At 67.3% G+C, this 24,712-nt stretch carries 20 protein-coding genes and 1 pseudogene; 10 read left to right on the top strand and 11 right to left on the bottom strand.

The annotated features are described in order from the left end of the window. Window positions 1-4: 4 nt before the first annotated feature. From ACXDF8_RS06825 to ACXDF8_RS06805, 5 genes are read right to left on the bottom strand one after another with little or no spacing between them, the layout of a single operon-like run. On the bottom strand, window positions 5-1,585 hold the full coding sequence (locus tag ACXDF8_RS06825) for an ABC transporter substrate-binding protein (RefSeq protein WP_457222492.1): 1,581 nt from the start codon (window positions 1,583-1,585) through the stop codon (window positions 5-7). Further along, window positions 1,582-2,253 (bottom strand): cysteine hydrolase family protein, encoded by a 672-nt coding sequence (locus tag ACXDF8_RS06820; RefSeq protein WP_457222491.1) that lies wholly within the window; start codon window positions 2,251-2,253, stop codon window positions 1,582-1,584. Before ACXDF8_RS06820 ends, ACXDF8_RS06825 begins: the two co-directional genes overlap by 4 nt. Window positions 2,254-2,258: 5 nt before the next feature. Further along, on the bottom strand, window positions 2,259-3,263 hold the full coding sequence (locus ACXDF8_RS06815; RefSeq protein WP_457222490.1) for an ABC transporter permease: 1,005 nt from the start codon (window positions 3,261-3,263) through the stop codon (window positions 2,259-2,261). Between the two features lie 10 nt (window positions 3,264-3,273). Then, complete coding sequence (locus ACXDF8_RS06810; RefSeq protein ID WP_457222489.1) at window positions 3,274-4,143, bottom strand: ABC transporter permease; 870 nt, start codon at window positions 4,141-4,143, stop codon at window positions 3,274-3,276. Then, window positions 4,143-6,146 carry a dipeptide ABC transporter ATP-binding protein gene (locus ACXDF8_RS06805; RefSeq protein WP_457222488.1) on the bottom strand — a complete coding sequence of 668 codons (2,004 nt, stop codon included), beginning with the start codon at window positions 6,144-6,146 and terminating at the stop codon, window positions 4,143-4,145. The genes ACXDF8_RS06810 and ACXDF8_RS06805 overlap by 1 nt, the downstream gene beginning before the upstream one ends. Window positions 6,147-6,365: 219 nt before the next feature. Between ACXDF8_RS06805 and ACXDF8_RS06800 the strand changes: the two genes are divergently transcribed. The 5 genes from ACXDF8_RS06800 to ACXDF8_RS06780 all read left to right on the top strand — a co-directional run bounded on the left by ACXDF8_RS06800 (window position 6,366) and on the right by ACXDF8_RS06780 (window position 11,289). Beyond that, the gene (locus tag ACXDF8_RS06800) at window positions 6,366-7,073 is read left to right on the top strand and encodes a TetR/AcrR family transcriptional regulator (protein WP_457222487.1); all 708 of its coding nucleotides are present in this window, start codon (window positions 6,366-6,368) and stop codon (window positions 7,071-7,073) included. A 50-nt stretch (window positions 7,074-7,123) separates the two neighbouring features. Then, on the top strand, window positions 7,124-8,572 hold the full coding sequence (locus ACXDF8_RS06795; RefSeq protein ID WP_457222486.1) for a serine/threonine-protein kinase: 1,449 nt from the start codon (window positions 7,124-7,126) through the stop codon (window positions 8,570-8,572). 229 nt (window positions 8,573-8,801) lie between these two features. Next, a complete protein-coding gene (locus tag ACXDF8_RS06790) occupies window positions 8,802-9,209 on the top strand; it encodes a hypothetical protein (protein ID WP_457222485.1) in 408 nt (135 codons plus the stop codon). A 56-nt stretch (window positions 9,210-9,265) separates the two neighbouring features. After that, window positions 9,266-10,165, top strand: a complete 900-nt coding sequence (locus ACXDF8_RS06785; protein ID WP_457222484.1) for a metal-dependent hydrolase — start codon at window positions 9,266-9,268, stop codon at window positions 10,163-10,165. Continuing rightward, window positions 10,162-11,289 (top strand): PDR/VanB family oxidoreductase, encoded by a 1,128-nt coding sequence (locus ACXDF8_RS06780; RefSeq protein WP_457222483.1) that lies wholly within the window; start codon window positions 10,162-10,164, stop codon window positions 11,287-11,289. The genes ACXDF8_RS06785 and ACXDF8_RS06780 overlap by 4 nt, the downstream gene beginning before the upstream one ends. Before the next feature lie 66 nt (window positions 11,290-11,355). Here the strand turns inward: ACXDF8_RS06780 and ACXDF8_RS06775 are convergent. The 3 genes and pseudogenes from ACXDF8_RS06775 to ACXDF8_RS06765 form a co-directional block, all read right to left on the bottom strand. After that, window positions 11,356-12,211 (bottom strand): annotated as a pseudogene (locus ACXDF8_RS06775) (NAD(P)/FAD-dependent oxidoreductase); the annotation flags it as partial. 716 nt (window positions 12,212-12,927) lie between these two features. Further along, window positions 12,928-14,133 (bottom strand): phosphatase PAP2 family protein, encoded by a 1,206-nt coding sequence (locus ACXDF8_RS06770; protein ID WP_457222482.1) that lies wholly within the window; start codon window positions 14,131-14,133, stop codon window positions 12,928-12,930. A 102-nt stretch (window positions 14,134-14,235) separates the two neighbouring features. Beyond that, on the bottom strand, window positions 14,236-14,793 hold the full coding sequence (locus ACXDF8_RS06765) for a hypothetical protein (RefSeq protein ID WP_457222481.1): 558 nt from the start codon (window positions 14,791-14,793) through the stop codon (window positions 14,236-14,238). Between the two features lie 379 nt (window positions 14,794-15,172). Between ACXDF8_RS06765 and ACXDF8_RS06760 the strand changes: the two genes are divergently transcribed. Next, a complete protein-coding gene (locus ACXDF8_RS06760) occupies window positions 15,173-16,492 on the top strand; it encodes an MFS transporter (protein ID WP_457222480.1) in 1,320 nt (439 codons plus the stop codon). On the opposite strand, the gene dtd is transcribed toward ACXDF8_RS06760, so the two are convergent. Then, window positions 16,470-16,901: a D-aminoacyl-tRNA deacylase gene (dtd, locus tag ACXDF8_RS06755; protein WP_457222479.1), complete on the bottom strand. Its 432-nt coding sequence runs from the start codon at window positions 16,899-16,901 to the stop codon at window positions 16,470-16,472. The genes ACXDF8_RS06760 and dtd overlap by 23 nt on opposite strands. 115 nt (window positions 16,902-17,016) lie before the next feature. On the opposite strand from dtd, the gene ACXDF8_RS06750 reads away from it, so the two are divergent. Continuing rightward, a complete protein-coding gene (locus tag ACXDF8_RS06750) occupies window positions 17,017-17,928 on the top strand; it encodes an enoyl-CoA hydratase (RefSeq protein WP_457222478.1) in 912 nt (303 codons plus the stop codon). 376 nt (window positions 17,929-18,304) lie between these two features. Beyond that, entirely contained in the window at window positions 18,305-18,877 is a 573-nt protein-coding gene (locus ACXDF8_RS06745; RefSeq protein WP_457222477.1) for a peptidoglycan endopeptidase, read from the top strand. A gap of 12 nt (window positions 18,878-18,889) precedes the next feature. Here ACXDF8_RS06745 and ACXDF8_RS06740 read toward each other — a convergent pair whose 3' ends face one another. Then, complete coding sequence (locus tag ACXDF8_RS06740; protein WP_457222476.1) at window positions 18,890-20,089, bottom strand: MCE family protein; 1,200 nt, start codon at window positions 20,087-20,089, stop codon at window positions 18,890-18,892. A 549-nt stretch (window positions 20,090-20,638) separates the two neighbouring features. Here ACXDF8_RS06740 and aceA point away from each other — a divergent pair. After that, complete coding sequence (gene aceA / locus ACXDF8_RS06735; RefSeq protein ID WP_457222475.1) at window positions 20,639-22,930, top strand: isocitrate lyase ICL2; 2,292 nt, start codon at window positions 20,639-20,641, stop codon at window positions 22,928-22,930. A gap of 57 nt (window positions 22,931-22,987) precedes the next feature. Here aceA and ACXDF8_RS06730 read toward each other — a convergent pair whose 3' ends face one another. Next, window positions 22,988-23,617, bottom strand: a complete 630-nt coding sequence (locus ACXDF8_RS06730) for a TetR/AcrR family transcriptional regulator (protein ID WP_457222474.1) — start codon at window positions 23,615-23,617, stop codon at window positions 22,988-22,990. A 67-nt stretch (window positions 23,618-23,684) separates the two neighbouring features. On the opposite strand from ACXDF8_RS06730, the gene ACXDF8_RS06725 reads away from it, so the two are divergent. Continuing rightward, window positions 23,685-24,701: a Rieske 2Fe-2S domain-containing protein gene (locus ACXDF8_RS06725; RefSeq protein ID WP_457222473.1), complete on the top strand. Its 1,017-nt coding sequence runs from the start codon at window positions 23,685-23,687 to the stop codon at window positions 24,699-24,701. Window positions 24,702-24,712: the final 11 nt, after the last annotated feature.

Here is a 24,712-nt window from a genome sequence, read left to right as displayed (position 1 = left end):
CGGCCTATCCGACCGACAGCGCGGCCAGCCGCAGCGAGTTCGGGTTGGTGACGACGTGTGCCTGCTCGATGCCCTTGAGCCAGGGTTGGGCGACCATGAAGTCGTTGACGTCGGCGATGTTGAGCCAGCAGCCGGTCTTGACCGCTTCCTCTCCTGCAGTCGAGAAGTCGGCGTCGTCGCCGGTGGGCAGACCCTTGGCCAGCGCCTCGGTGACCGCGGGAGCCGAGCAGCCGAAGAAGTTCAGGCCACCGTCGGCATCCCAGGAGATGTGGCCCCAGGTGTAGGGCGACGGCGCGTCCGGCCACCCGAGGTAGGTCATGATCTCCGGGGCCGACTGGCCGTCGGTGCCGACCCAGCCGTAGATCTCCGAGGTCGGATAGGCCTGAACCTTGGCGTTGAGGCCGGCCGCGGCCAGCTGTGTCTGCACCAGGTTGCTGATCAGCTGGTTGTCCGGGTTGGAGGAGTCGTAGCCGATGGTGATGGTCTTCTGGTCGGCCGGCAGCGCGGCGGCGATCCCGGACAGGACCGACGGATCGTGGGTCACCGACTGCTTGCCGAACTCGGGGGCCATCATGTTCGGCGGGTAGATCTGCTCGGCCTTCTTGCCGCGGCCGAAGTAGGTCTGTTTGACCAGCTCATCGGTGTCGATGGCCTGCATCACGGCGTTGCGGTTCTTGGCGTCGGTCATCATGCCCTTCTTCGGGTTGATGTAGACGAAGTTCGACATCATCGTCGGCAGCGAGTAGTTCGCGAATGACTTGTTGTCCAGGTAGGACTGCACCGCCGAGGACGGCAGGTCGTGCAGGATCGCGGCGAGCTGACCGTTGTTGAACTGCAACTGCTGCGCCGACACGTCGGTGATGACGGGAAGCTCCACCTTTTCGAAGTAGGGCTTGGTGCCCCAGTAATCCGGGAAAGACGTGAGTTCGTACTTCGACCCGACCTCGGCGGCGGTCAGCGTGTAAGGCCCGGTACCCAGGTCATGGGTGGTCAGGTACGCCTGCGCATTGTCGTTGCCCGCGTTCGCCTTCAGGCCCTCCGGGCTGAGCATCCGCGGCCCATAGGGGCACGCCAGATAGTCCAGGAACGCGGAGTTGGGTGCCTTGAGGGTGATGGTGACCCCGTAATCGCCCTGGGTGGTGACCGAATCGACGTCGGTGACCATATAAGCGGGTCCCTGGTTCACCGCGGCCCGCCGGTCGAAGGACGCCTTGACCGCAGCCGAGGTGAACGGGGTGCCGTCGTGGAACTTGACGCCCTCCCGCAGCTTGAAGGTGTAGACCTTGTTGTCCGGCGAGGCCGTCCACTCGGTGGCCAGCAGCGGCTCCAGTTCCGGCTTGTCGGTGCCGCCCTTGTAGTCCAGCAGGCCCTCATAGGTGTTGGTCGTCAGCAGCAGGCCCTGTCCGGCGTAGTAGATGTCGGGGTCCGGCGGCTGCCCCGGATCCTGCAGGAACGACAGGTGCAGCACCTTGTCGGTCGGGGCCGCGTTCGGGGTGCTGCTACCACCCGAATTGGAACCACCACAGGCGGTCACGGTCAATGCCGTTGCCGCGCCGACGGCCAGGAGGATACGGAGTTTCTTCATCGAGCGGCTCCTTCGAGTACGGGGGTGGACAGAGAAGCGCCGGAGCCGCTTGGACGGCGATCTTCGGCAAAGGCGGCGAGCACCTCGTCGCTAGTGCGCACCGCACCGGACTGCAGGTATTCCATGGCTTCCAGAGCAGCTTCGTGCGCGGCTACAGACGAGCCGCCGACACCATCGGACACCACGCGGACGTAGAAGTCACGCTGGTGGGCGTCGGCGAAGGTGTAGTGCACGCAGACATTGGTCAGGCCCCCGACGAGAATCAACGTCGAGGCCTTCAGTCCGGACAACACGATCTCGAATTCCGTTCCGATGAAACCGGAGTAGCGCCGCTTGACGATGTGGAACTCGTGATTGGGCCCGTCGAAGTCGGGCAACAGCCGCGGGTGCAGCGGAGTGCCGGGCCGGCCGTCGACGCAGTGCACCCCTTCGGCGCCGTCGAGTTCACGCCCGAAGTCGATGCCGCTGGGTCGGTGGACTTCCTGGAAAAACACGATGGGGATCCCCGCGTCGCGGGCGGTGGCGATCAACCGTTCGGCCACCTCGATCCGGCCGTCGTAGCCGGGCATGTGTGCAATGCCCATCTCGTCGGCGGGCATGCCGCCGCTCTCCTGCATGTCGACGACGACCAGAACCGGATTGCCCACGATCAGTGGTTGTTTCGGCACCTAAGCTATCCTCCTGTTACTGCGATGCGGGGGTCTGCAGCGGCCTGGAGAAGATCCACGGCCGTGTTGATGAAGACGTAGAGCGCGCCGAGCATCAGCGTCACGCCGGCGATCGCGGGGAAGTCGGCCACCGGGATGCTCTGGGCGATGTACTGCCCGATGCCGGGCCAGCCGAAGACCTGTTCGACCACGAGCACCCCGGAGAACATCAGCCCCACCTGCAGGCCGGTCATCGACAGCGCCGATCCGACACAGTTGCGCAGCACGTGGCCGGCCACAATCCGGCTCTCCGACAACCCTTTTGCCCGCGCAGTTCGCGCGTAGTCGCTGTTCATGTCCGACAGCAGACTCGACCGCAGCACCCGCCCGATCGCGACAGCGGGCCCCAGCGCGATCACCAGAGCGGGCAGGATCAGGTGGTGCAGCGCGTCGGCGAACACGTCGAACCGGCCGTTCAGCAGACCGTCGACGGTGAGCAGGCCGGTCGGGCCGGTAGGCGGGTTGCTGATTCCGATTCGGCCGTTGGCCGGCACCCAGCCGAGCTGCTGGTAGAACACGATGATCCCGAGGATGCCCAGCAGGAACATCGGTGCCGAGGCGCCGGTGAACAGCACGCCCCGCAGCACCGCGGATCCCCGCCACTTCAGCGTTGTGCTGAACGCCAGCAGCACCGCCAGTAGCAACGCCAGACCCATTCCGTAGAGCGCGAGTTCGAGGGTGGCCGGGAAGAACGACCCGAGGTCGGAGGCCACCGCATGCCGTGTCCGGTAGGAGGTTCCGAGGTCACCCCGCACGGCGCCGGTCAGGTAGTTCCAGAACTGGGTGACGATCGGCTGGTCGAGGCCCAGTGCTGCTCGGCGGGCAGCGACCGCACTGGCCGAGGCCTGCGCACCCATCTGCGCCTTGACCGGGTCCAGCGGTGAGATCTTCTGCAGCACAAACATGACCGCGGTCAACGAGACCAGGATCGCGACGGTCGCCGCGAGTCGCGAGGCTATGAAGGTTCGCACCGACGCTCTCCTAGTTCGTCTTCATCAGGTTGCGCAGGCTGTCGCCGGCAATGTTGCCGATCAAGGCCAGGACCAGGACCCCGAGCCCGGGCATCACCGGAACCCACCACTGCTGAAGGAAGTAGCTCAGGTTGCGAGCGGCGTCGGCACCGAGTTCCGGCGCCGGCGCCGACTGGCCGAGCCCGAGAAAGGACAACGCCGCCAGGGTCAGGATCAGCGTGCCGATGTCGAGGCTGGCGGCCACCACGGCATTGGGCACCGCGCCGGGCAGCAGATGGCGCAGCGCCAGTCTCATCCGGCCGACGCCCGAGAGGCGAGCCGCCTCGATGTGCGGGCGGGCCTTTAACCGGGCGACCTCACCGCGGACAAGCCTGGCGTAGAACGGCCACCACACGATCGACACGGCGATCAGGGTGTGGACGAAGCCGGGCCCGAGAGCGGCGACGACCGCGATCGCCAGAACCGGTGCGGGCAGGGACAGGAAGCCGTCGGTGATGCGCATCAGGGTGGCGTCGAACCAGCCGCCTGCCGCCCCGGCGATCAGCCCGACGAGACCTCCGATGAACAGCCCGATCGCGACCACCACCAACGCCGCGAACCAGCTGGAGCGCACGCCGTAGAGCACCCGGCTCAAGATGTCGCGCCCGACGCTGTCGGTGCCGAGCAGAAAGCCGTTCTTGCCCGGCGCCTGGAGCGGCATGCCAACCGGGATCAGCGGATCGTGCGGGGCCAGTACCGGCACGGCGACCGCGACCAGGGTCACCAGCAGGATCAGCGAAACGCCAAGCCAGTTGAGCACCATGGCGCGGTCGGTAGGCAGTGCCGCCATCCGCTTCTCGCGGCTGCGCAGCAGTCCCTGTGCCGGTATCGCGATGGCCATCAGCGCGCCTTCCGCTCGATACAGGCGACCTGGTGCGGGCTGCCCGGGATGCCTTCCAGGCGTACGTCGAGCTCGGTGTCACCGCAGGTGTCGATGGCGATGGGGCAGCGCGGATGGAAGGCGCAGCCGGTCGGCGGCGACAGCGGGCTGGCCGGTTCTCCGGCCAGCACCCGGCATTCCCGGCCCAGGTCGGGAATCGCGTCGACCAGTGCTTGGGTATACGGGTGGGTCGGGCGGCCGATGACGTCTTCGGCGGGTCCGATCTCGACGATCCGGCCCAGGTACATCACGGCGATCCGGTCGGCCACCACCCGGGCCACCGACAGGTCGTGGGTCACGAAGACCACCGACATGTCCAGGCCCCGGCGCAGCTCACCGATCAGGTTGAGCACCGAGGCGGCCAGCGACACGTCCAGCGCGCTGGTGGGCTCGTCGCACAGCAGCACCTGCGGCGGGATGACGGTGGCCCGCGCCAACGAAACCCGCTGGCGCTGTCCCCCGGAGAGCTGGGCGGCTCTCGACTTCACGATCTCCTGGGGCAACCCGACGCGCTCGAGCACCGCCGCGACGGCATCTCTGCGCTCCGAGCGCGACATTCTGGTGGAGCGCAGCCGCTCGCCGATCAGCTCACCGACCGACAACCATGGAGTCAGCGACGCGCCGGCGTCCTGAAACACCATCTGCGGGCGCTGATTTCCGGCGAGGTCGACCTGACCGGAGGTGGGTTGCTCCAATCCGGCGATGATGCGCAGCAGGGTGGATTTGCCGGAGCCGCTTTCGCCGACCAGGGCGACCGATTCGCCGTGCGCGACGGTCAGGGACACCCCGCGCAGGGCCTGGAGTTTGCCCTGCGGCGTCCCCGATCGGTCCAGCCAGCGACGCCGCACGGTGAAAGATTTGGTCACCGCGCGGACGTCGACGGCGGCCGGCTGCGCGGCGGTGGCTTCTGGTTTGACCTCGAACGGCTCGGTCACGGCGGCGACCACCCCGTCGAGCTCGGTCCTCATCTCCTCGGGAGGCAGGATGCACGCGCTGACGCGGCCCATCGCGACGGGCACAGGATCCGGTGGGGTGACCGAACATGCCGGTCGCGACAATTCGCATCGCGGCACGAATGCGCAACCCGACAACGGGGACGTCGGGCTGGGGACCTGGCCGGCCATGGCGACCAGCGGACGGTCCCTGGCGGTATCCAGGGTGAGTCGCGACCGCAACAGGCCGTAGGTGTAGGGGTGCGCCGGATTGGCGAGAACATCGGCCGTGGGCCCGATTTCGGCAATCCGGCCGGCATAGAGCACCGCGATACGGTCGGCAATCTGAGCCGCGACACCCAGATCGTGAGTGATCAGCACGATGCTGCACCCGATCTCAGCGCGCAGCCGCTGCAACAGTGCGAGTACCTGCGCCTGCACTGTCACGTCGAGCGCGGTGGTCGGTTCGTCGGCGATGATCAGTTCCGGGTCGCCCGCCACGGCGATGGCGATCATCACCCGCTGGCGCAACCCGCCGGACAGTTCGTGCGGATAGGCCCGCATCCGTCGTTCCGGTTCCGGAATACCTACGGCGGTAAGCAGTTTGAGCGCCTCTTCGCTGCTGCCGGCCACTTCTTCGACCTGCTTGCCGATGCGCATCGTCGGGTTCAGCGACGTCATCGGGTCCTGGAACACCGCGCCGAGGTCGAGGCGGCGGACTTTGCGCATCTGCTTGGCGGCGCCGGTGAGCATGTCGGTCCCGCAGACCTCGACGCTGCCACCGGTCTTGGCGGCCGGCCCGAGCAGGCCGAGCATGCTGAATCCCAGCACGCTCTTGCCCGAACCCGATTCGCCCACCAGCCCGATGATTTCGCCGGGGGTGATGCGCAGCGACACGCCACGCAGGGCGTGTAGATCCTTGCCGTTGCGGCGGAAGGTGACGCACAGATCGTCGACCGCGGCGACGACGTCGCCCTCCGGCGTCGCCGCCGGGGCGTCGGGTCGCAGCGCAACACTTGCGGCGCTCGCCATCGAGGGTCTCCCGTGAGGTGAGAAGGTCGCGAGGATGCGCTCTGCGGTGAGCCATCAGCCTGTCGATTGACAGTTTTGCGGGCCTCGTGTCGCCGTGGGTGTCGCTGGCGTAACCAATCCAAGACGGCGCGTAACCGCTACGTGTCGCGCGTTTCTGTCATGTGACAGAAACGCCCGAGGGCTGTCTTTTCCCAGGTGGTGTCAGTCACGATCGAACTCATGGCGACGACGCGGGCGGGGCGCCCGCGCTTGACCGAACGGCGCAGGCCCGGCACGACCGCCCGGGAGGAGATTCTGGACGCCGCGGCGGAACTGTTCACCACCCGCGGTTATGCCAGCACCTCCACCCGCGCGATCGCCGACGCGGTCGGCATCCGGCAGGCCTCCCTCTACCACTACTTCAAGACCAAGGACGAGCTGCTCTCGGCCCTGTTGCACCAGACCGTCACCCCCACTCTGGACTTCCTGACAGCGATGCGCCGCGCCGAACCCGCGTTCTCTCCCGATCAGTGCCTGCATGCGCTGGCCGTCTTCGATGGTGCGCAACTTCTGGCCTCGCGCTGGAATCTTGGTGCGCTCTATTTGCTTCCCGAGCTGCGTGAAGCGCGGCTGGCGACGTTCTGGACCGAACGCGAGCGGCTGCGACTGGGCTATCTGGAGTTGAGTCGGACGATCCTGGCCCGGACCGGCATCGCCGACGACGCCGCCGACCTGCCCTTCCGCCTAGTCGAATCGCTGGTGAACATGTGGGCGCACCCGCCACGTCCCGACAGCGCCGCGCTGCCTCATCACGTCGCCGACGCCTGTCTGCGGGTGCTGGGCGTGACCGACGACGTCATCGTCGCCCTGCGGCAGGCAAGTTCTGACTACCTGGCCCGTTACGCCGAGGCCGACGGGCGCAACGGTGCGGGCATCTCGGTGGGCTGACCCAGCGCGCCCCGAGGCTCGGACCGCCCCGGCGTTTGTAGGATCAGCAAATGCCGCTGGCCGACGGCGAGACATTCGCCGGTTACACCATCCTGCGATTGCTGGGTGCGGGGGGAATGGGTGAGGTCTACCTCGCCCAGCATCCCCGGCTGCCCCGGCACGATGCGCTCAAGGTGCTACCGGCCTCGGTCAGCGGAGACGACGAGTACCGGGCGCGGTTCGAACGCGAGGCGGATATTGCCGCGACGCTGTGGAACCCACACATCGTGGGAGTTCACGACCGCGGCGAGTTCGACGGGCAGCTGTGGATCGCGATGGACTACGTCGACGGCACCGATGCCGGCGAACTGCTCCGGAGTCATCCCACCGGCCTGCCGCAGCGCGAGGTGCTCAACATCGTCACCGCCGTGGCCGAGGCGCTCGACTATGCCCATCAGCGGCACCTACTACATCGCGATGTCAAGCCCGCCAACATCCTGGTGTCACGCCAACAGACCGGCACTGAGCGAATTCTCTTGGCGGACTTCGGAATTGCCCGCTGGGACAACGACGCCAGCGGCCTGACCCAGACCAACATGACGGTTGGGACCGTGTCCTACGCCGCCCCCGAACAACTGATGGGACGCGATCTGGACGGCCGCGCCGACCAGTACGCGCTGGCCGCGACCGCCTACCACCTGCTGACCGGCTCGCCACCGTTCCAGCACTCGAACCCGGCGGTGGTGATCAGTCAGCACCTGACGTCGTCACCGCCGAGTCTGGCCGACCGTCGCCCCGAGCTGGCCAACCTCGATCCGGCGCTGCGCAAGGCACTGTCGAAGAATCCGGCCGACCGCTACGAGCGGTGCATGGATTTCGCCCGCGCGCTGGCCCACCACATCACCATGCCGCTCTCCGGCGACGGCCCCGCCGACCCGGACTCCACCCGGCTCACGCAGATCACCGACAGCACACCGGCCGGCGGAGAACCGCGGCCGCCGACCGCCCCCTGGCTGCGGGCCAAGGTCTTGGTCCCGGTGCTGCTCGCGGTGCTGGTGGCGGGAGTGGCGGTGGCCTTCTTCGCCGGCCGTGACCGAGGCGAGACGGTCGTCTCCCAGGACGAGCGGTCCTCGACCTCGGCCGTGTCGACCAGCGCCGTTCCGCCACCGCCCATCACGTCACAAACCACCCCGGCGGCGACCAGCACCACCGCGCCCACCGACACCGACGTCGTCACCGTCGAGCAGACACCGACGGCGGTGATCGGAGCCAACTGCACCGAGCCGGGCGCCACCGGAACCACCGCGGACGGCGCCACGGCCTACTGCACCCAGCTGCAGTACACCAACCGCTACCTGTGGTCGGTGCACCAGGACTTGATCCCCAATCCGGTGCTGACCTCGTCGCCGACCGCGCCGCCGCCCGTCGAGAACGAGTCGCCGGTACGGATCTGCATGCAGGAGACCGGCCACACCAGGCTGCGGTGCGCCGAGGAGATCCTGCGCGGCAACGGCGGTTAGCCCCGGGCGCGTCTCGACCGACTGTGCCTTCACGGCGGGTTTTCCGGTCGGATGTCGCCGCTGACGCACAGTCGGGTGCACCAAGGCACAGTCGACGGGTCACCAGGAGGTGAAACATCCCGACGTCCTCGTGACGATAGAGGTCGCAGAGGCTGGTGGGATCTGTTCATTGGGCGGCCTCCAAGCTCCCTGCGCTATGTTCGACCGGATACACAAACGGAGGTTGGCAGTGAAGAGGCTCATTCTGGTGGCCGCCGGCGCACTCGCCGCGGGCTCGGCCGCAGCCGCTCTCGGCATGGGATCCAGCAGTGCCGACCCCAACGCCGGTGGCACGCTCAACGTTCTCGGTGAGCCGTACTACAAGGCGGTGGCGATCCTGCACGCTCAGGGCGTCTCGTCGGTCTTCGGCGGATCGGTCGGCAGCGACGTGCAACAGGCCAAGTGTGTGGTGCAGAGCCAGAAGTACCTGGCCAGCGGCAAGATGTCGCTGATGCTGAACTGCACCGCGGCCGCGCAACCCGAGGCGCCGTCCGGGCCGGCCACGGCCGGTACACCCGCCATTCCTTCCGACGGCGGAAGCCGTCCGACCGCCGGCGCCCCGGGCGTCGTCACGGTCACGCCCACCCAGGTCGGCTAACCCGCTCAGCTAAACTTCCGCGCAGTCGGGGCCCGCGGACTGGGGAGGTTCCTGGAATGCTGCGACAAGACCGCACCGGTGACGACGTCGATCCCGGACCGGTGCAGATCCATGCCCGCAAGGTCGCGTTCGACCTCGCCGATGTTCCGCTGCACTGGATCCCGGGGCATCCTGTCGCCTCGAACATGATCGGCCTGCTCAATGTGGTGCTGCCCGCCGCCGAGCGCTGGTTCGTGGCGACGTACAACGAGGCGCTGCCCCTGGTCAAGGATTCCCGGCTGGCCGAGGACATGCGGGGATTCATCGGCCAGGAGGCCACCCACGCCGACACCCACGAGCAAATCCTGCAGGACTTCATGATCGCCCGCGGGGTGGACCCGGCGCCCATCCTTCGCCAGGTCGACTACGTGTTCGGCCAGGTCCTGTCCCCCAGCACAGCCTCGAACCCGCGGCGCCGGCACAACCATCTGTGTGACCGGCTGTGGCTGATCGCGGCCGTCGAGCACTACACCGCGGTGCTCGGCGACTTCGCCCTGAACTGCGCGTGGGACGACCACGGCGCCGACCCGACCATGGTCGATGTGTTCCGTTGGCATGGCAGCGAGGAGGTGGAGCACCGCTCCGTCGCCCATGACGTGGCGGCGTACTTCCACGACAGTTACCTCAGCCGGATCCGGGCCATGACGCTGGCGGTGACCCTGATGGCGGGGTTCTTCCTGCGCGGCTCGTGGTATCTGTGCCGCAAGGATCCCCAGCAGCCGCTGGGCTGGTGGCAAATGCAGCGGATGCGGGCCACTGACTCCGGGCTCGGACTGCTTCCCAAGTACCGCACGCTGTTCGGGACGACCACACTGACCTACTTCCGCCCCGGGTACCGCCCGGAGGAAGTGGGCTCGACCGCCCAGGCGGTGTCCTACCTGGCGAGCTCGCCCGCCGCGCGGGCCGCGCACCTGTGACGGGACTGCGCCGGCGGCTGCTCGACGGGCCGCCGACCGCGTCCGGCCGCCGCCGCCACGACGTGCTGCTGGGCCTGCTCGACGCGACGATCACCGGGATGTGGGCGGTGAGCGGCTCGGTGCGTCGACCTGTCATGCCGGCCGATCGACCCGGTTTGCACACCCTGCGGGTCGTGGAGCGCCACGTCGTCGCCCGCGACCAAGACGTCGTCGCCCGCGACCAAAACGTCGTCGCCCTCACTCTGGCCGCGCCGGACCGGCGGCCGCTTCCGCCGTGGCGGCCCGGCGCACACCTCGACATCCACCTGCCGAGCGGCCGGATCCGGCAGTACTCGCTGTGCGGCGAACCGGGCCTGCGCTCCAGTTACCGGATCGCTGTTCGCCGCATTCCCGACGGGGGCGGCGGCTCGATCGAGGTGCACGACCTGCCCCTCGGCGCGGCGGTGCACACCAGTGGACCCCGCAATGCGTTCCCGCTGACCCTGCCCGGGTACGGCTCGCCCGCGCGCCGGCTGCGGTTCGTCGCCGGTGGGATCGGCATCACCCCGATCCTGCCGATGCTGACTCTGGCGGAGCGGATGAACGTCGACTGGTCGATGATCTACGCCGGGCGCACTCTGGCGTCGCTGCCGTTCGTCGATGAGGTGCGCAGGTTCGGTGACCGGGTGCAGATCCGCACCGACGACGTCCACGGTGTGCCCGGTGCCGACGAACTGCTCGGCGAGGACATCACCAGAACCGGCATCTACGCCTGCGGCCCCGCACCGATGCTCACCGCGCTGGGCCGTCGCGTGGCCGCCCGCCGCGACGTCGAGCTGCACTTCGAGCGGTTCGCCGCGCCGCCTGTGCTCGACGGCACGGCCTTCACCGTGACGATGGCCTCCACTGGCACCACGCTGTCGGTTTCGGCTGAAGAGACACTGCTCGCTGCGCTGCAGCGCAGCGGCGTGTCCGCGCCTTACTCCTGTCAACAGGGGTTCTGCGGCACCTGCCGGGTCCGCGTACTCGATGGTGTTGTGCAGCATCGGGATACGCTGTTGACCGCCCCGGAACGAGCTGCCGGGATGATGCTGACGTGCGTCTCGCGCGCCGCCGAGGGCGAACATCTGGGGCTGGACCTGTAGGTCAGTCCGCCTTGGGCATCGGGCCAGGGACACCGCCCACCGGTTGACCGCGCGGGGAATCGCCTAGAGGTGGTAGGCGCGGGTGACGACCTTGGCGGGGAATCCGGACAGCACGCCCAACGGGTTGGCGACGGCTTGGCACGGTCCCAGGTCTACCACCAGACCCATGTTGCGGTGCTTGTATTTCGCCGGCGACCCGTAGCCCAGGCTGGCGGCCACGTTGCGGGCCAGCGTCTTGCCTTGGCGGGTGGCGTGCTGGGCGGTGGGCGGGGTGATCGTGCCGGGTTGGGTCAGGTCCGGAACGGCGGCGGCGTCTCCGGCGGCGAAGACGTCAGGGTGCCCCGGCACCTGCAGATCGGCCTGCACTGTGAGCCGGCCCCGCTCGGTCGGCAGTCCCAGCGTCGCGATCAGCGGGGCGGCGGTGACGCCGGTGAACCATGCGGCCGTACGGGCATCCACCCGCGAATCATCGCTGAGCACAACGTGATCGGCGTGGACCTCCTTGAGCGTGACACCGAGGCGCATGTCGATGCCGCGGGCGATGAGCACGTCGCGCGCGGCCTTGCCCAGTCTCTTACTTACCTCGGGCATGACCTCCTCGGCCACGTCGAGCAGCAGGAATTTCACCGGGTCGGCGCCGAAGCCCGATTGGGCAGCGGCCGCGTCGGCCAGCGCCCGCGGCTGCACGGCCAGTTCGGTGCCGGAATAGGACGCACCGACCACCACGACGGTGCGCCGGCCGGCCGCGGGCGTGGGTGGTGTAGATCAGCGTGTGCGCCGTGAGGTCAGCTGTCTCCACCCGGCCACGCACCGCGCGGACCCCGGGCAGGACCTGAGCCGCCGCCTTCCGAAGCGTTCGCTGCAACCGCCGCGCGCATTCGAAACCGGTGAAACCGCTGCCCACTACCACCACCGACGTCATCGGGGGCCTATACCCGCGGCCCGGAATCACAAACGCACCCCAGCCGTTGCGCCGCGCCGAGGTGACCGAGAAGGATGGGAAACCCTATGGCGCGTTCGCACAGATCGACCCGGTGGGATCTTCTGCGGCCATTGGAGCTGCTGTCTTCGGTGTGGTCCACGGCGGCTGCGCTGCCGCCGGTGAGTTCCGGTGCGGCGGTCGCGTATCGCACGCTGTTCGTGACGGTCCGGCGGCTGGTGGTGGGCCGCACGCTCACCGCCCGACTGGACAGCGGTGACCTCACGGCAACTGTCACCGAGTTCGAATCCCGTCTCGACATCCGCCGGCTCGCGGTCGGGCAGCTCGACGACGTTCGCCTCACCGCGGTCGACATCCACTGGGATAAAAGGCATTTCGAGCGTGCGACGGTGGTCCTGCACAATGTCCATCTCCGCCCCGGGGTGCCGCCGGTGCTGGTGGCCGCGCCGGTGGATGTGACGCTGGACGTGTCGACCCACGTTTTCGACGAGGTGTTCCGTCAGGTGGTCCCCCTCCTGTCGGGGCAGGTCGACGACCACGGTGTGGCCCGGCTGCGGTGGGCGCGCCGGCCGGGTCTCGGCGGTGTGGAGGTCGACGTCACACTCGACGGGTCCACGCTGTGGTTGCATCCGCGGGCGCTGTGGATTGGACGGCGCCGCTGGCGGCTGCCGGCCCGGGTACCGGCTCGTGCAGTGCGGCTACCGGAGCCGGCCGGCGGACTGACCCTGACGGGTCTGGAGTTCGGACCGGGGACCCTGCACCTGACCGGCAGCCTGCCCGAGTGGTGCGCCGAAGTGCCACGAAGCCGGGTCGAAGACTTCCTGGCCCAGCTCAGCGCGATCGGCAGAGAACTCAACGTGAGTCGACGCCGCCCGGCGGCGACCATCGACCCGCTGCAGGGCCAGTAAGACGGCGGCCGCCAGGAGCCAACCGAGCAGGATGTCGATCACGTAGTGCTCGGCAGCGTAGACCAGGGTGAAGGCCATCACCAGTACGTAGGACGCCAGCAGTGGGCGCCACCGCCGCCCGACGCGGCCCCACAGGAACGCCGCGATCATGGCGGACAGGCCCGCATGCAGCGACGGGATGGCGGCGACCAGGTTCACGCTCGCTTGCCCCTCGTCGAGCAGGGCGCGGGCGACGTCGAGATGCAGTGTCGCAAATCCGCGGCTCGAGATCCGCTCCACGAAGTCCTGGGCACCGGCATGCAGGCTGTTCACCGGTCCCAGCAGTCCGCCGTCGGCCGCCGGCCCCGGCCGGAACATGCACGGCGGGTCGGCGGGACCGCCGGTGACGTCCCCGGGGTGACAGCGCGCGGCCGCCCAGGGCGGGGCAGCGGGAACGACGACGTAGACGACCAGCGCCGCGAAGGACAGCACGACGAAGCGGCTCGCGAAGGCTTTCCACACCTCGCGATCGCGCAGCCAGAGCAGTCCGGCCACGACGTACGGCAGGACGAAGAACGACATGTAAACGGTGCTGATGACCACCTCCCACCACGGCGGGGAAGGCATCTTGAGGTGTTCCTGCAACCAGACCGTGGGTACCGCGCCGAAGAACATCCATCGGTCCACCTGGGGCTGCCACACCCACTGGGTGGGCGTGCCGACCAGATGCGCCGCTCCCCTGCTCAGGTCGTAGACGATCAGCACCAGCGCGAACGGCAGCCAGTCCCGCACAATCAGCAGCACCCGGCGCCTGCCGATGCTGGCGGCCAGCAGTCCGGTACAGATGTACACCAGAAGCAGTTCGCGATTGAATACCAAACCGGTTGTTGCCGTGCGGATTACGATCACTAACAGCCAGACGGTGACTGCGGCGCGGCGCAGCAGCGTCAACCGTCGGGCACGGCGGTCCACCGGATCGAGCGCCGGTGCCTCCGGCTCGAGTTCGGTCGCGGTCATCGCCCACCACTCAACCGGGTCATCGGTCTCAATTACCCAGATTCGCGAAAGTTTCCGTTCGGCAGTTGTTTCCCGGCGGGGAGCCGACCGTTTACCGCGACGTCAGTCCCAGGCTGACGCCACCGCTTCGGCGACGTCAACGACCTTGGCCTGCTGCGATCCCGGGCTGTCGATCTCATCGGACACATAGGCGGCCACAAACCGCCGGATCTCGGTGTCGACGCCGGCGACGATGCGCAGGATCTCCCCGCGCACCGAGTTCGCGGTCACGTGCACGGCGATATCGGACGGGCGGGGCTTGGCCACGTCGATGACCAGCAGCAGCGGCTCGGCTGCGCGGGCGGTCGCCCGCAGCACGATGTCGCCGTCCACCGTGAACCGTTGCTTGTCCAGGCGCAGGTCCACCACCAACTCGATGACCAGCGGGATGCGCAGGTTGAAGGTGAGGGTGTCACCGACGGTGCGCCGCGCGACAGGCTGTTGGACCTTGACCTTCGCGGTCACCCTGGCCAGGCCGGCGGGCCCCTGGGCCATCGGTCCCATCTCGAACTCGTCACCCGCGATCTGGGCGAGCGCCGCTGCCACGCGTTCCTCGGTCACCGCGACCTCGAAGAATCGGCGACCGAATTCCTCGTACGTGACGAAGTTGTGCGTATGCATAGGGCTCTACGTTCTCACGCCGGAGGTGCATGCCAGGGCGCGGACCGGTAACAAATCGGTCGGCGGCCTCACCCGTGCCGCCGACCGCGCACGCTCAGTGCTGGCGATGCGCGCCAGGCGAGGTCCGCGATCGCCTCGTAGTAACCGTCGCCGATCGTCGCGTCCGCGGTGCAGAGGGTCCGGACGCCGGCGACCCAGTGTCGGCTCACCATTGATTCGTCGATCCGGTGCTGAGCTCATAGCCTCGACGAAAGTTCCGCCCGCACAGCTGGTTACACGGTCGCCATCTAAGCAGTTCGGTTAGCAACGGGCGGCCGCGCGATCCCGGCATCGGCGCTATCGTGCTTCCTGACGCCGACCGCCCCGGGAGAACACCAGAGTGCCGACCGATCAACAGAACACGAACACCTCGCCGCTGCGCCGGGTCATCACCGGCGCGGCGATCGGCAACGCCGTGGAGTGGTACGACTTCGCAATCTACGGCTTCCTCGCCACCATCATCTCGGTGAAGTTCTTCCCGCCCGGCAACGAGACCGCCGCGCTGCTCAACACCTTCGCCATCTTCGCCGCCGCGTTCTTCATGCGCCCGCTCGGCGGTCTGTTCTTCGGCCCGCTCGGCGACCGGATCGGCCGCCAGCGGGTGCTAGCCCTGGTGATCCTGCTCATGTCGGGCTCGACCTTGGCGATCGGCCTGCTGCCCACCTACGCCGCGGCTGGGGTGCTCTCACCGATCGGACTGCTGGTGCTGCGCTGTCTGCAGGGCTTCTCCGCCGGAGGCGAGTACGGCGGCGGGGCTTGCTATCTGGCCGAGTTCGCCACCGACCGTAGGCGCGGGCTGGTGGTCGCGTTCCTGGTCTGGTCGGCCGTCCTGGGCTTCCTACTCGGCTCGATCACCGTGACCCTGTTGCAGACGCTGCTGCCCAGCGGCGCCATGGAGGCCTATGGCTGGCGCATCCCATTCCTGCTGGCCGGGCCGCTGGGCCTGGTAGGGCTCTACATCCGTGTTCGGCTGGAGGACACCCCGGCGTTCGCCGAACTGTCCGAGGCCGACCGGGTCGCCGCGTCACCGCTGAAAGAAGCCGTCACCACGGCATGGGTGCCGATCCTGCAGGTGATCGGCCTGATGATCATCCACAACGTCGGCTTCTACGTGGTGTTTACTTATCTGCCAACGTATTTCATCAAGACGCTGCACTTCTCCAAGACCGCGTCGTTCGTGTCGATCACCATGGCTAGTGTCGTCGCGCTGATCCTGATCCTGCCGCTGGGCGCGCTGTCGGACCGGATCGGGCGCCGCCCACTGCTGATCACCGGCGCGGCCGGGTTCGCGGTGCTCGCCTATCCGGCTTTCCTGCTGTTGAATTCGGGGTCGTTGGTCACCGCTATCCTGGCGCACTGCCTGCTGGCCGCCGTCGAGGCAGTGTTCGTCTCGGTGTCTCTGGTCGCGGCCGCGGAGTTGTTCGCCACCCGAGTGCGCTACAGCGGACTGTCGGTCGGCTACAACGTCTCGGTGGCGGTGTTCGGCGGCACCACGCCCTACATCGTCACGCTGCTCAGCGCCCGAACCGGTAACGATTACGCCGCAGGCATTTACGTCGCGGTTGCCGCGGTGGTGTCTTTGCTCACCGTGCTGACGGTGCGTGAGACGGCCAGCCGCCCGCTGCGGGCGCTGGGGCTCACAGTTCCAGCAGCACCGTGACCGGGCCGTCGTTGACCAGTTCCACCTGCATATCGGCCCCGAACAAACCGGTCTGCACCGGCGCGCCCAACTCGCGCAGGGTGTCGACGAGTGTTGTGACCAGTGGTTCGGCGACCGGTCCCGGCGCCGCCGCGTTCCAGGTCGGCCTGCGTCCCTTTACCGTGTTGGCGTAGAGAGTGAACTGACTGACCACCAGGATCGGTGCGCCGATATCGGCGGCCGACTTCTCGTCATCGAGAATCCGCAGCTGCCAGAGCTTTTCGGCCATGCGAAGAGCGACGACCTCGGTGTCGGTGTGGGTGACGCCGACCAGGGCAAGCAGACCCTGGCCCTGCGGCAGGATCGCGCCGACGACCGCACCGCCCACCGTCACCGACGCCGACGTGACCCGCTGGACCAGCACCCGCATGAACGCCGATGCTAGCCCCTGCTCCACCGCACGGGCCGGGGCGTAACCCCGTCATCGAGCGCGAGTTGCGCGCCCGGCGCGGGTAACCACATTCTCGTCTGCATAGAATGCCGCTATGTCTGGAGATTACCGCTTCATCACCTATGAAGAGCTCGATGAAGGGCGCATCGCGCGGATCATGCTGAACCGGCCTGACGCCCGCAATGCGCAGAACCGCGGCCTGCTGGTCGAGTTGGACGAGGCATTCCTGCGGGCCGAGGCCGACGACACCGTCCGCGTGGTCATCCTTGGTGGCATGGGGCCGATGTTCTCCTCCGGCCACGATCTGGGTTCGGCGGCGTCGCGGGAGGAGTTCACCCCCGGCCCCGGCCAGCACCCGAGCTACCAGGTGAACGGGGGCACTCGAGAAGGTGCCGAGAAACTCATGCTGCAGGAGTGGCACCACTACTTCACCAACACCCGGCGCTGGCGTGACCTGCGCAAGATCACCGTCGCGCAGGTCCACGGTGACGTGTATGCCGCGGCGTTGATGCTCATGTGGGCGTGCGATCTGATCGTGGCCGCCGAGAACACCCGCTTCGCCGATGTGGTGGGCACCCGGCTGGGCATGTGCGGCGTGGAGTACTTCGCTCACCCGTGGGAGTTCGGACCGCGTAAGACCAAAGAACTGATGCTCACCGGTGACGCACTGACGGTCGACGAGGCCTACCAGCTAGGCATGGTCTCGAAGGTGTTCCCCGAGGCCGAACTGGCCGAGAAGACACTGGCGTTCGCCCGCCGAATCGCCGAGGTACCGACCATGGCCGCGCTACTGGCCAAGGAGGCGGTCAACCAGACCATGGACAACATGGGCTTCTACAACGCCCTGAACGCCTGCTTCACGCTGCATCAGCTCAATCATTCGCACTGGGCTCAGGTCCACGAGAACGGTTACCCGGTGGGGCTCGAGGAGGACGGCCTGCCCAACTGGCGAAGCGCACCCCCGATCGTGCCTGCCGTCAAAGACCAGGTCCGCGCCGAGGGCTGATTTTCGGCCTCGGTATCGCGCTTTCAGGTGCGGTTTCGTCGATACAACGCCCTCGCGGGCGGACGAAACCGCACCTTTCGCGTGTCACGGCCCGGCGGCGGTTCGAGCGCATCTTGATCGATCAAGCAGTCTCGGCCATGTCACGAATCACCCGCGTCGGCCAACGCGCCCGAGAAAGCGCCTACGACCGCTTCCAGCGCCCAAAGTTACGAAATCTGGTTGTTTCCAACTTATTTCGCTTTCTGCGCAAAGATGCTTAGCGCGAATGCGCACTGGTTTCCTGGAGTTTTTGTCGTATGCGCCATACAAATTCGCGAAACGTGATGGAAAGCACAGACTTTGGTATGCGCACTCGTTGATTGTTACTTTCGAGGTCATGTTTGCACTTGCGACGTTGATGACGCTGATCTCTCAGGTGTCAGGCACGCCGTACATCCCAGGCGGAGATTCTCCGGCCGGCACGGACTGTTCGGGCCTGGCGTCCTGGGTGTCCAATGTGGCCACCGGCAGGCCCGCTTTCGGCAGCAGGTTCCACACCGGCAACGAAGAGGCGGCCCTGCTGGCCCGTGGCTTCCACTACGGAACCGCCCCCAACTCCCTGGTGATCGGCTGGAACGGCCGCCACACCGCCGTCACACTGCCCGACGGCACCGCGGTGTCCAGCGGAGAAGGCGGCGGCGTGCGGGTCGGCGGCGGCGGAGCCTTCCAACCGCAGTTCACCCACCACATGTACCTACCCATGCAGGCGGACGAGATGCAGGACCCGCTCGCGCCACCGGCACCCGACGCCGCGCCTCCCCCGCCGCCCGACGGCCCGGCCTTCGTCGACGCGGCCGACGCGCCGCCGGCGCCCGAGTCGCCTGTCGACCAACAGCCCGCGCCGGCCGGCGACGTCATGCCGGTCGCCGATGTATCCCCCGCGCCCGATTCCGCGCCGCAGCCCGCCTAGATCGGGTTCCGATCAGGGGTTGATGGTGTTCTCGCCGACCTGGCGTCCCCACACGTATTCGGTGAGCAGCGGCTGGCCGAGTTCGAAGTGGTTGTACGGAGCGATCGATGCGCCGTCGTCGACTACCAGGTAGGGCGCCGGCCAGAAATTGCGGTCGATCGTCTGCCAACAGCCCGGCGCTCCGCCCGGCCCGCCGCGTCCGTTGGTCCTCGGCAAGTTGTCGGGATAGACGTAGGGGTTCGGCGCGCCGAGGATCTCGGTCATGGTGTTCAGCGAATAGCCGTTGCCGCCAAAGGCATCCAACGCCGCCGGCGCCACCTGCGCGAGATTTCGCAAGCTGCAGTACAACTCGGGGCTGTACTTGTCCAGCAGGCGGGTGCTGGGTACCAGATCGGACAGGCCACGCACCAGGTAGGGACTGCCCTGGCCCAAGACGTCCGCGCCGGTGTTGCCGAACCCGATCGAGGCGAGCAAGGCCGCGTCGATGTCGTTCTGCTTCGCGTTGAAGGAATGCGCGGTGGTGACGGCATGGTCGAGTGCATCCCACAGATCGGGGCCGGCTTTGATGTAGACGTCGGCGAGGTCGGAGAACCGCGAGACATCCGCACGGATCTGCGGCATCTGCGGGTTGACGTCGTCGAGCACCGAGTTGCCGTTGACGATCGACCTGCCGAACTTGGTGCCGAGTCCGCTCAACGCTTGTGCGGTCGCCGACAGCGTCACGTTGAGTTTGATCGGGTCGACCTTTTCCGCGATCGAGGTGATGGTTTCGAACAGGGTGTTGAACTCGGTGGTCACCGTTCCGGCTTGGATGACGTCGGCCGACGTCAGGCGCGCCGACGACGGGTTCTCGGGGACCGTCAGGGCCACGTACTTGTTGCCGAACACGGTGGAGGCCTTGATGTCGGCGTTCACGTTGGCCGGCATCCGGGACAGGTACCGGGGATCTACATAGAGCGTGAGCCGCGCGATGGTGGCACCGTCTCGTTCGGCCGCAACGACGTCGGCGACTCGGCCGACGATCACGCCGTTGTAGGTCACTTTGGAACCAGGGTCCATCACCAGGCCCCCGCGGCCGGAGAGCACCGTCAACGCGGCCCGGGTTGACAGATCACCACGAAACTGGAGATAGATCAGGCCCACCACCGAGATCAGCACAGCGAGGAAGACCACGCCCGCGATCTTGCGAGGCGGCCGGTCGCGCTCGCTCACCGACCCACCCGCACGACCCGATGACTGGGGCCACCCCTTGTCCAACGTGTCCGACTTGTCCAACGTGTCCGACCGCCGAGCATGTCGCCTCCTCCCCGACCCGAAGCGAATGGGCTCTGTCACACGGTTCCCGGGCCAGTGAAACAGACCACAGGAATGTACCTGATGACTCCAAAGGCCGCGTGCGCACGTCCCGCGATTCGCCATTAGCGCAGTTGCGGAATATGAAAATGCGACCGCGTCAATATGGTGGCACATCTATTGGCAGACGAATCCTATTGTTCACCAGCATGTTCCGGACCACGGCGCCGACTCCGACCGCGACGGCCGTTGCCGGCGGGCATCGAACCAGGGTGAATTTGCTGAGCGAATGACGCACGCAGGTTGCGGGCGCGGTCGGTGTGAAATGCGTGGCGCCGTTACGGGCCGCGCCGTCGCCCAGTGATACCAAAGCCACTCCAGTTGGCGGTGGAGTCGGGATAATCGAAGTCGCCGCCCGGGGGAACAGCGCCTGTGCGGAAACCGGCTCAGCGAGGAGCGTGAGACCACATGTCCACCATCGAAGCGGACCCTCAGACCCAGTCGCCGTTTGAGCGTGAGGTTGCCGATACCCAGCGCTACTTCGACAGCGCGCGGTTCGAGGGCATCACCCGGCTCTACACCGCCCGACAGGTCGTCGAACAGCGCGGCACGATCACCAACGACCACACCGTCGCACGCGAGGCGGCCACCGCGTTCCACAAGCGCCTGCGGGAGCTGTTCGCGGCCAATAAGAGCATCACCACCTTTGGCCCGTACTCCCCCGGCCAAGCGGTCACCATGAAGCGGATGGGTATCGAGGGCATCTACCTCGGCGGCTGGGCAACCTCGGCAAAGGGGTCGACCACCGAAGACCCCGGCCCCGACCTTGCCAGTTACCCGCTCAGCCAGGTCCCGGATGAAGCGGCCGGGTTGGTGCGCGCCCTGTTGACCGCGGACCGCAACCAGCAGTATCTGCGCCTGCAGATGACCCCCGAACAGCGCGCCGCTACGCCGGCGGTGGACTACCGGCCCTTCATCATCGCCGACGCCGACACCGGCCATGGCGGAGATCCACACGTGCGCAACCTGATTCGTCGTTTCGTCGAGGCAGGAGTCCCCGGTTACCACATCGAGGACCAGCGCCCGGGCACCAAGAAGTGCGGACATCAGGGCGGCAAGGTGCTGGTGCCCTCCGACGAGCAGCTCAAGCGACTCAACACCGCACGCTTCCAGCTCGACATCATGGGAGTGCCCGGCATCATCGTCGCCCGCACCGACGCCGAGGCCGCCAACCTCATCGACAGCCGTGCCGACGAACGCGACCAGCCATTCCTGCTCGGGGCGACCAATCTCAAGGTGCCGCCGTACAAGGCCTGCTTCCTGGCAATGGTGCGCCGCTTCCACCAGGCGGGCGTCACCGAACTCAACGGTCATCTGTTGTACGCGCTGCCAGAGGGCGAGTACGCCGCCGCCGACGCGTGGCTGCAACGCCAGGGGATCTTCGAGGCGATCGCCGAGCAGGCAGCCGCCTGGAGCGACGGCCGCGAACCCTCGCTGGATGCCCTGTTCGACAAGGTCGAGTCCCGATTCGTCGATGCCTGGCGAGACGATGCGGGGTTGGACACCTACGGCGACGCGGTGGCCGAGCTGGTGGCCTTCCGCGAGAGCGAGGGTGAGCCGCTGGAGATGAGCGTGGCCGAATGGCGGGCATTCGCCAAGACGGCATCGCTGTACGCCGCCCGTGAGAAGGCCCGGGAATTGGGTGTCGACGCGCCGTGGGACCCCGAGCGCGCCAAGACCCCCGAGGGCTACTACCAGGTTCGTGGTGGCATTCCCTATGCGATCGCGAAATCGCTTGCAGCAGCGCCGTTCGCCGACCTGCTGTGGATGGAGACCAAGACCGCCGACCTGGCCGATGCGCGCGAGTTCGCCGAGGCCGTGCACGCGGTCTACCCGGACAAGATGCTGGCCTACAACCTCTCGCCGTCGTTCAACTGGGACACCACCGGCATGAGCGACGAGGAGATGCGGGCCTTCCCCGAAGAGCTGGGCAAAATGGGGTTCGTCTTCAACTTCATGACCTACGGCGGCCACCAGATCGACGGTGTGGCGGCCGAGGAGTTCGCCACCGCGCTACGCCAGGACGGCATGCTGGCGCTGGCCCGGCTGCAACGCAAGATGCGCCTGGTCGAATCCCCTTATCGCACACCACAAACTCTGGTCGGCGGTCCACGCAGCGATGCGGCGCTGGCGGCGTCCTCGGGCCGCACCGCCACCACGAAGTCGATGGGCAAGGGCTCGACACAACACCAGCACCTGGTGCAGACCGAGGTGCCGAAGAAGGTGCTCGAGGAGTGGCTTGCGCTGTGGAGCGAGCATTATCAGCTCGGCGAGAAGCTGCGGGTCACCCTGCGGCCGCGCCGGGCCGGGTCCGATGTGCTCGAGTTGGGCATCTACGGCGACGCCGACGGCGAGAAGCTGGCCGACGTGGTGTTCGATCCGATCAAGGACCGGCACGGCCGCAGCATCCTTCAGGTACGCGACCAGAACACCTACGCCGAGAAGCTCCGGCAGAAGCGGTTGATGACGGTCATCCACCTGTGGATGGTGCACCGGTTCAAGGCCGATGCGGTCTACTACGTGACGCCCACGGAGGACAACATCTACCAGGCCGACAAGATGAAGGCGCACGGCATCTTCAGCGATGTACACAAGGATGTCGGTGAGATCATCGTCGCCGATGTCAACCAGTCGCGCATCGCCGAATTGCTCGAACCCGACCATGCGGCGCTCAAGCGGCTGATCACCAAGGCGGACTGAGCTGCCCTGGGATCCGCCCATCGCGCGGTGCCGAGCATTTCCTCCAGATCGCCGCACCTAGACGTCACGGCTGTCGTCGAGGTAGGCCACGATGGCGTTGGTCAGACCGCGGCGGGCCTCGTCGAGATCGGAATAAGTGCCGAGCTGTTTCTCCGAGGCGATCCCCCGCATGGCACCCGGAATCAGCGAGGCGACTTCGCGCACGCGGTGCGGGTCCACGTTGAGGTCGGCGAACGCCGTCTGGCAGGTGGCCTGCCAACCCTGGCCCCAGGAGAACAGCTCGGCGGCGGTCTGCGGATACGACCGCTCGAGTTCGGCGTAATCGCGCGGCAGCACGGCGCGTAGGTTCTCGATCGCCCGCGAGTCCCGGTTGGTCAGCCCGTCGTACAGCGTGTCGATGATGGCGGCAACCCGCTCGCGCAGACCGGCCGAGGTGTCCGGCGCGGCGAACATACTGGCACGCCGTTCGGCGGTGCGGCGCAGCACCGCGGCCCAGAACCCGTCGGTATCCCCGAACTGGTACTGCACAGTTCCCCACGTGGCGCCGATTTCCTTGGCGATGCGGTTGGCCGACACCGCACCGGGATCACCGGACGCCAGCGCGGTGAGCGCGGCTTCGAGCAGGCTTTCCCGCGTCGCCGAACCACGCCGGTTCGGCCGCCGTCGCGCGCTGTCCGCCTCCGCCACAGGGCGATCCTAGCCGGGTGGGAGCATTTCATTGACACCTCTATGAAGCATTTCTAGACTCGCGGGCATGGCCAAGCCATCCCTGTCGATGACGCCTACCGGCTGGTTCCAGGTCGCCTGGTCCGACGAGATCGCGTTGGGCGGCGTCCACCGGATGACGTACTTCGGCCGGGACATGGTCGCCTGGCGCGCGCACTCGGGCGCCCTGACGGTGATGGACGCCTACTGCGAGCACCTCGGTGCGCACCTCGGTTACGGCGGCCAGGTGGTCGGTGAAGTCATCCAGTGCCCCTTCCACGGCTGGCAGTGGAATCACGAGGGGCGCAATGTCTGCATCCCGTATCAGGACCGGCCCAATCGCGGGCGCCGCATCCCGACCTATCCGGTCACCGAACGCAATGCGTCGGCGTACATCTGGTTCGACAGCGAGGGCCGCGAGCCGTTCTTCGACGTACCGGACATCTTCGCCGACTTCGGCGACGGCAGCAGCGCAGCCGACTACTACCCGCAGGCGCGCCTCTACCGCACCCAGCTCGAACTGCACCCGCAGTACGTACTCGAAAACGGCGTCGATTTCGCGCATTTCAAGTACGTGCACCAGACCCCGATCGTTCCGCTGTTCACCCGCCACGAATTCGACCAGCCGGTCTCCTACGTCGACTTCACCATCACATTCGAAGGTGACGAGGGTCAGGTCATCGACGACGTGAACAGCGGGGTCGAGGCCATCAACGGAGGCCTCGGCGTCGCGGTGACGAAGAGCTGGGGCATGGTGGACAACCGCACCATCTCGGCGGTAACTCCGGTCGACGACCGCACATCCGACGTCCGCTTCATGGTCTACATCGGCCGCATCCCGGGCGACGACAGCCCCAGGGCCGAGGCCAAGGCACAGCAGTTCGCCCAGATGGTGATCGACCAGTTCGCCGCCGACATCGAGATCTGGCGTCATCAGCGCTATACCGACCGGCCGGCACTGGCGACCGCGGAATTCGAAGGCTTCACCGCAATCCGCCGGTGGGCCAAGCAGTTCTACCCCGACGATGCCGAGCGACGATCCCCCGCCGTGGCCGAAGAACGCTAAGGAGAACCCAA

It is taken from the genome of Mycolicibacterium sp. CBM1, from assembly GCF_054073305.1.
The sequence above is the reverse complement of the archived record's forward strand: the minus strand, read 5'-3'. Positions and strand labels throughout refer to the sequence as shown.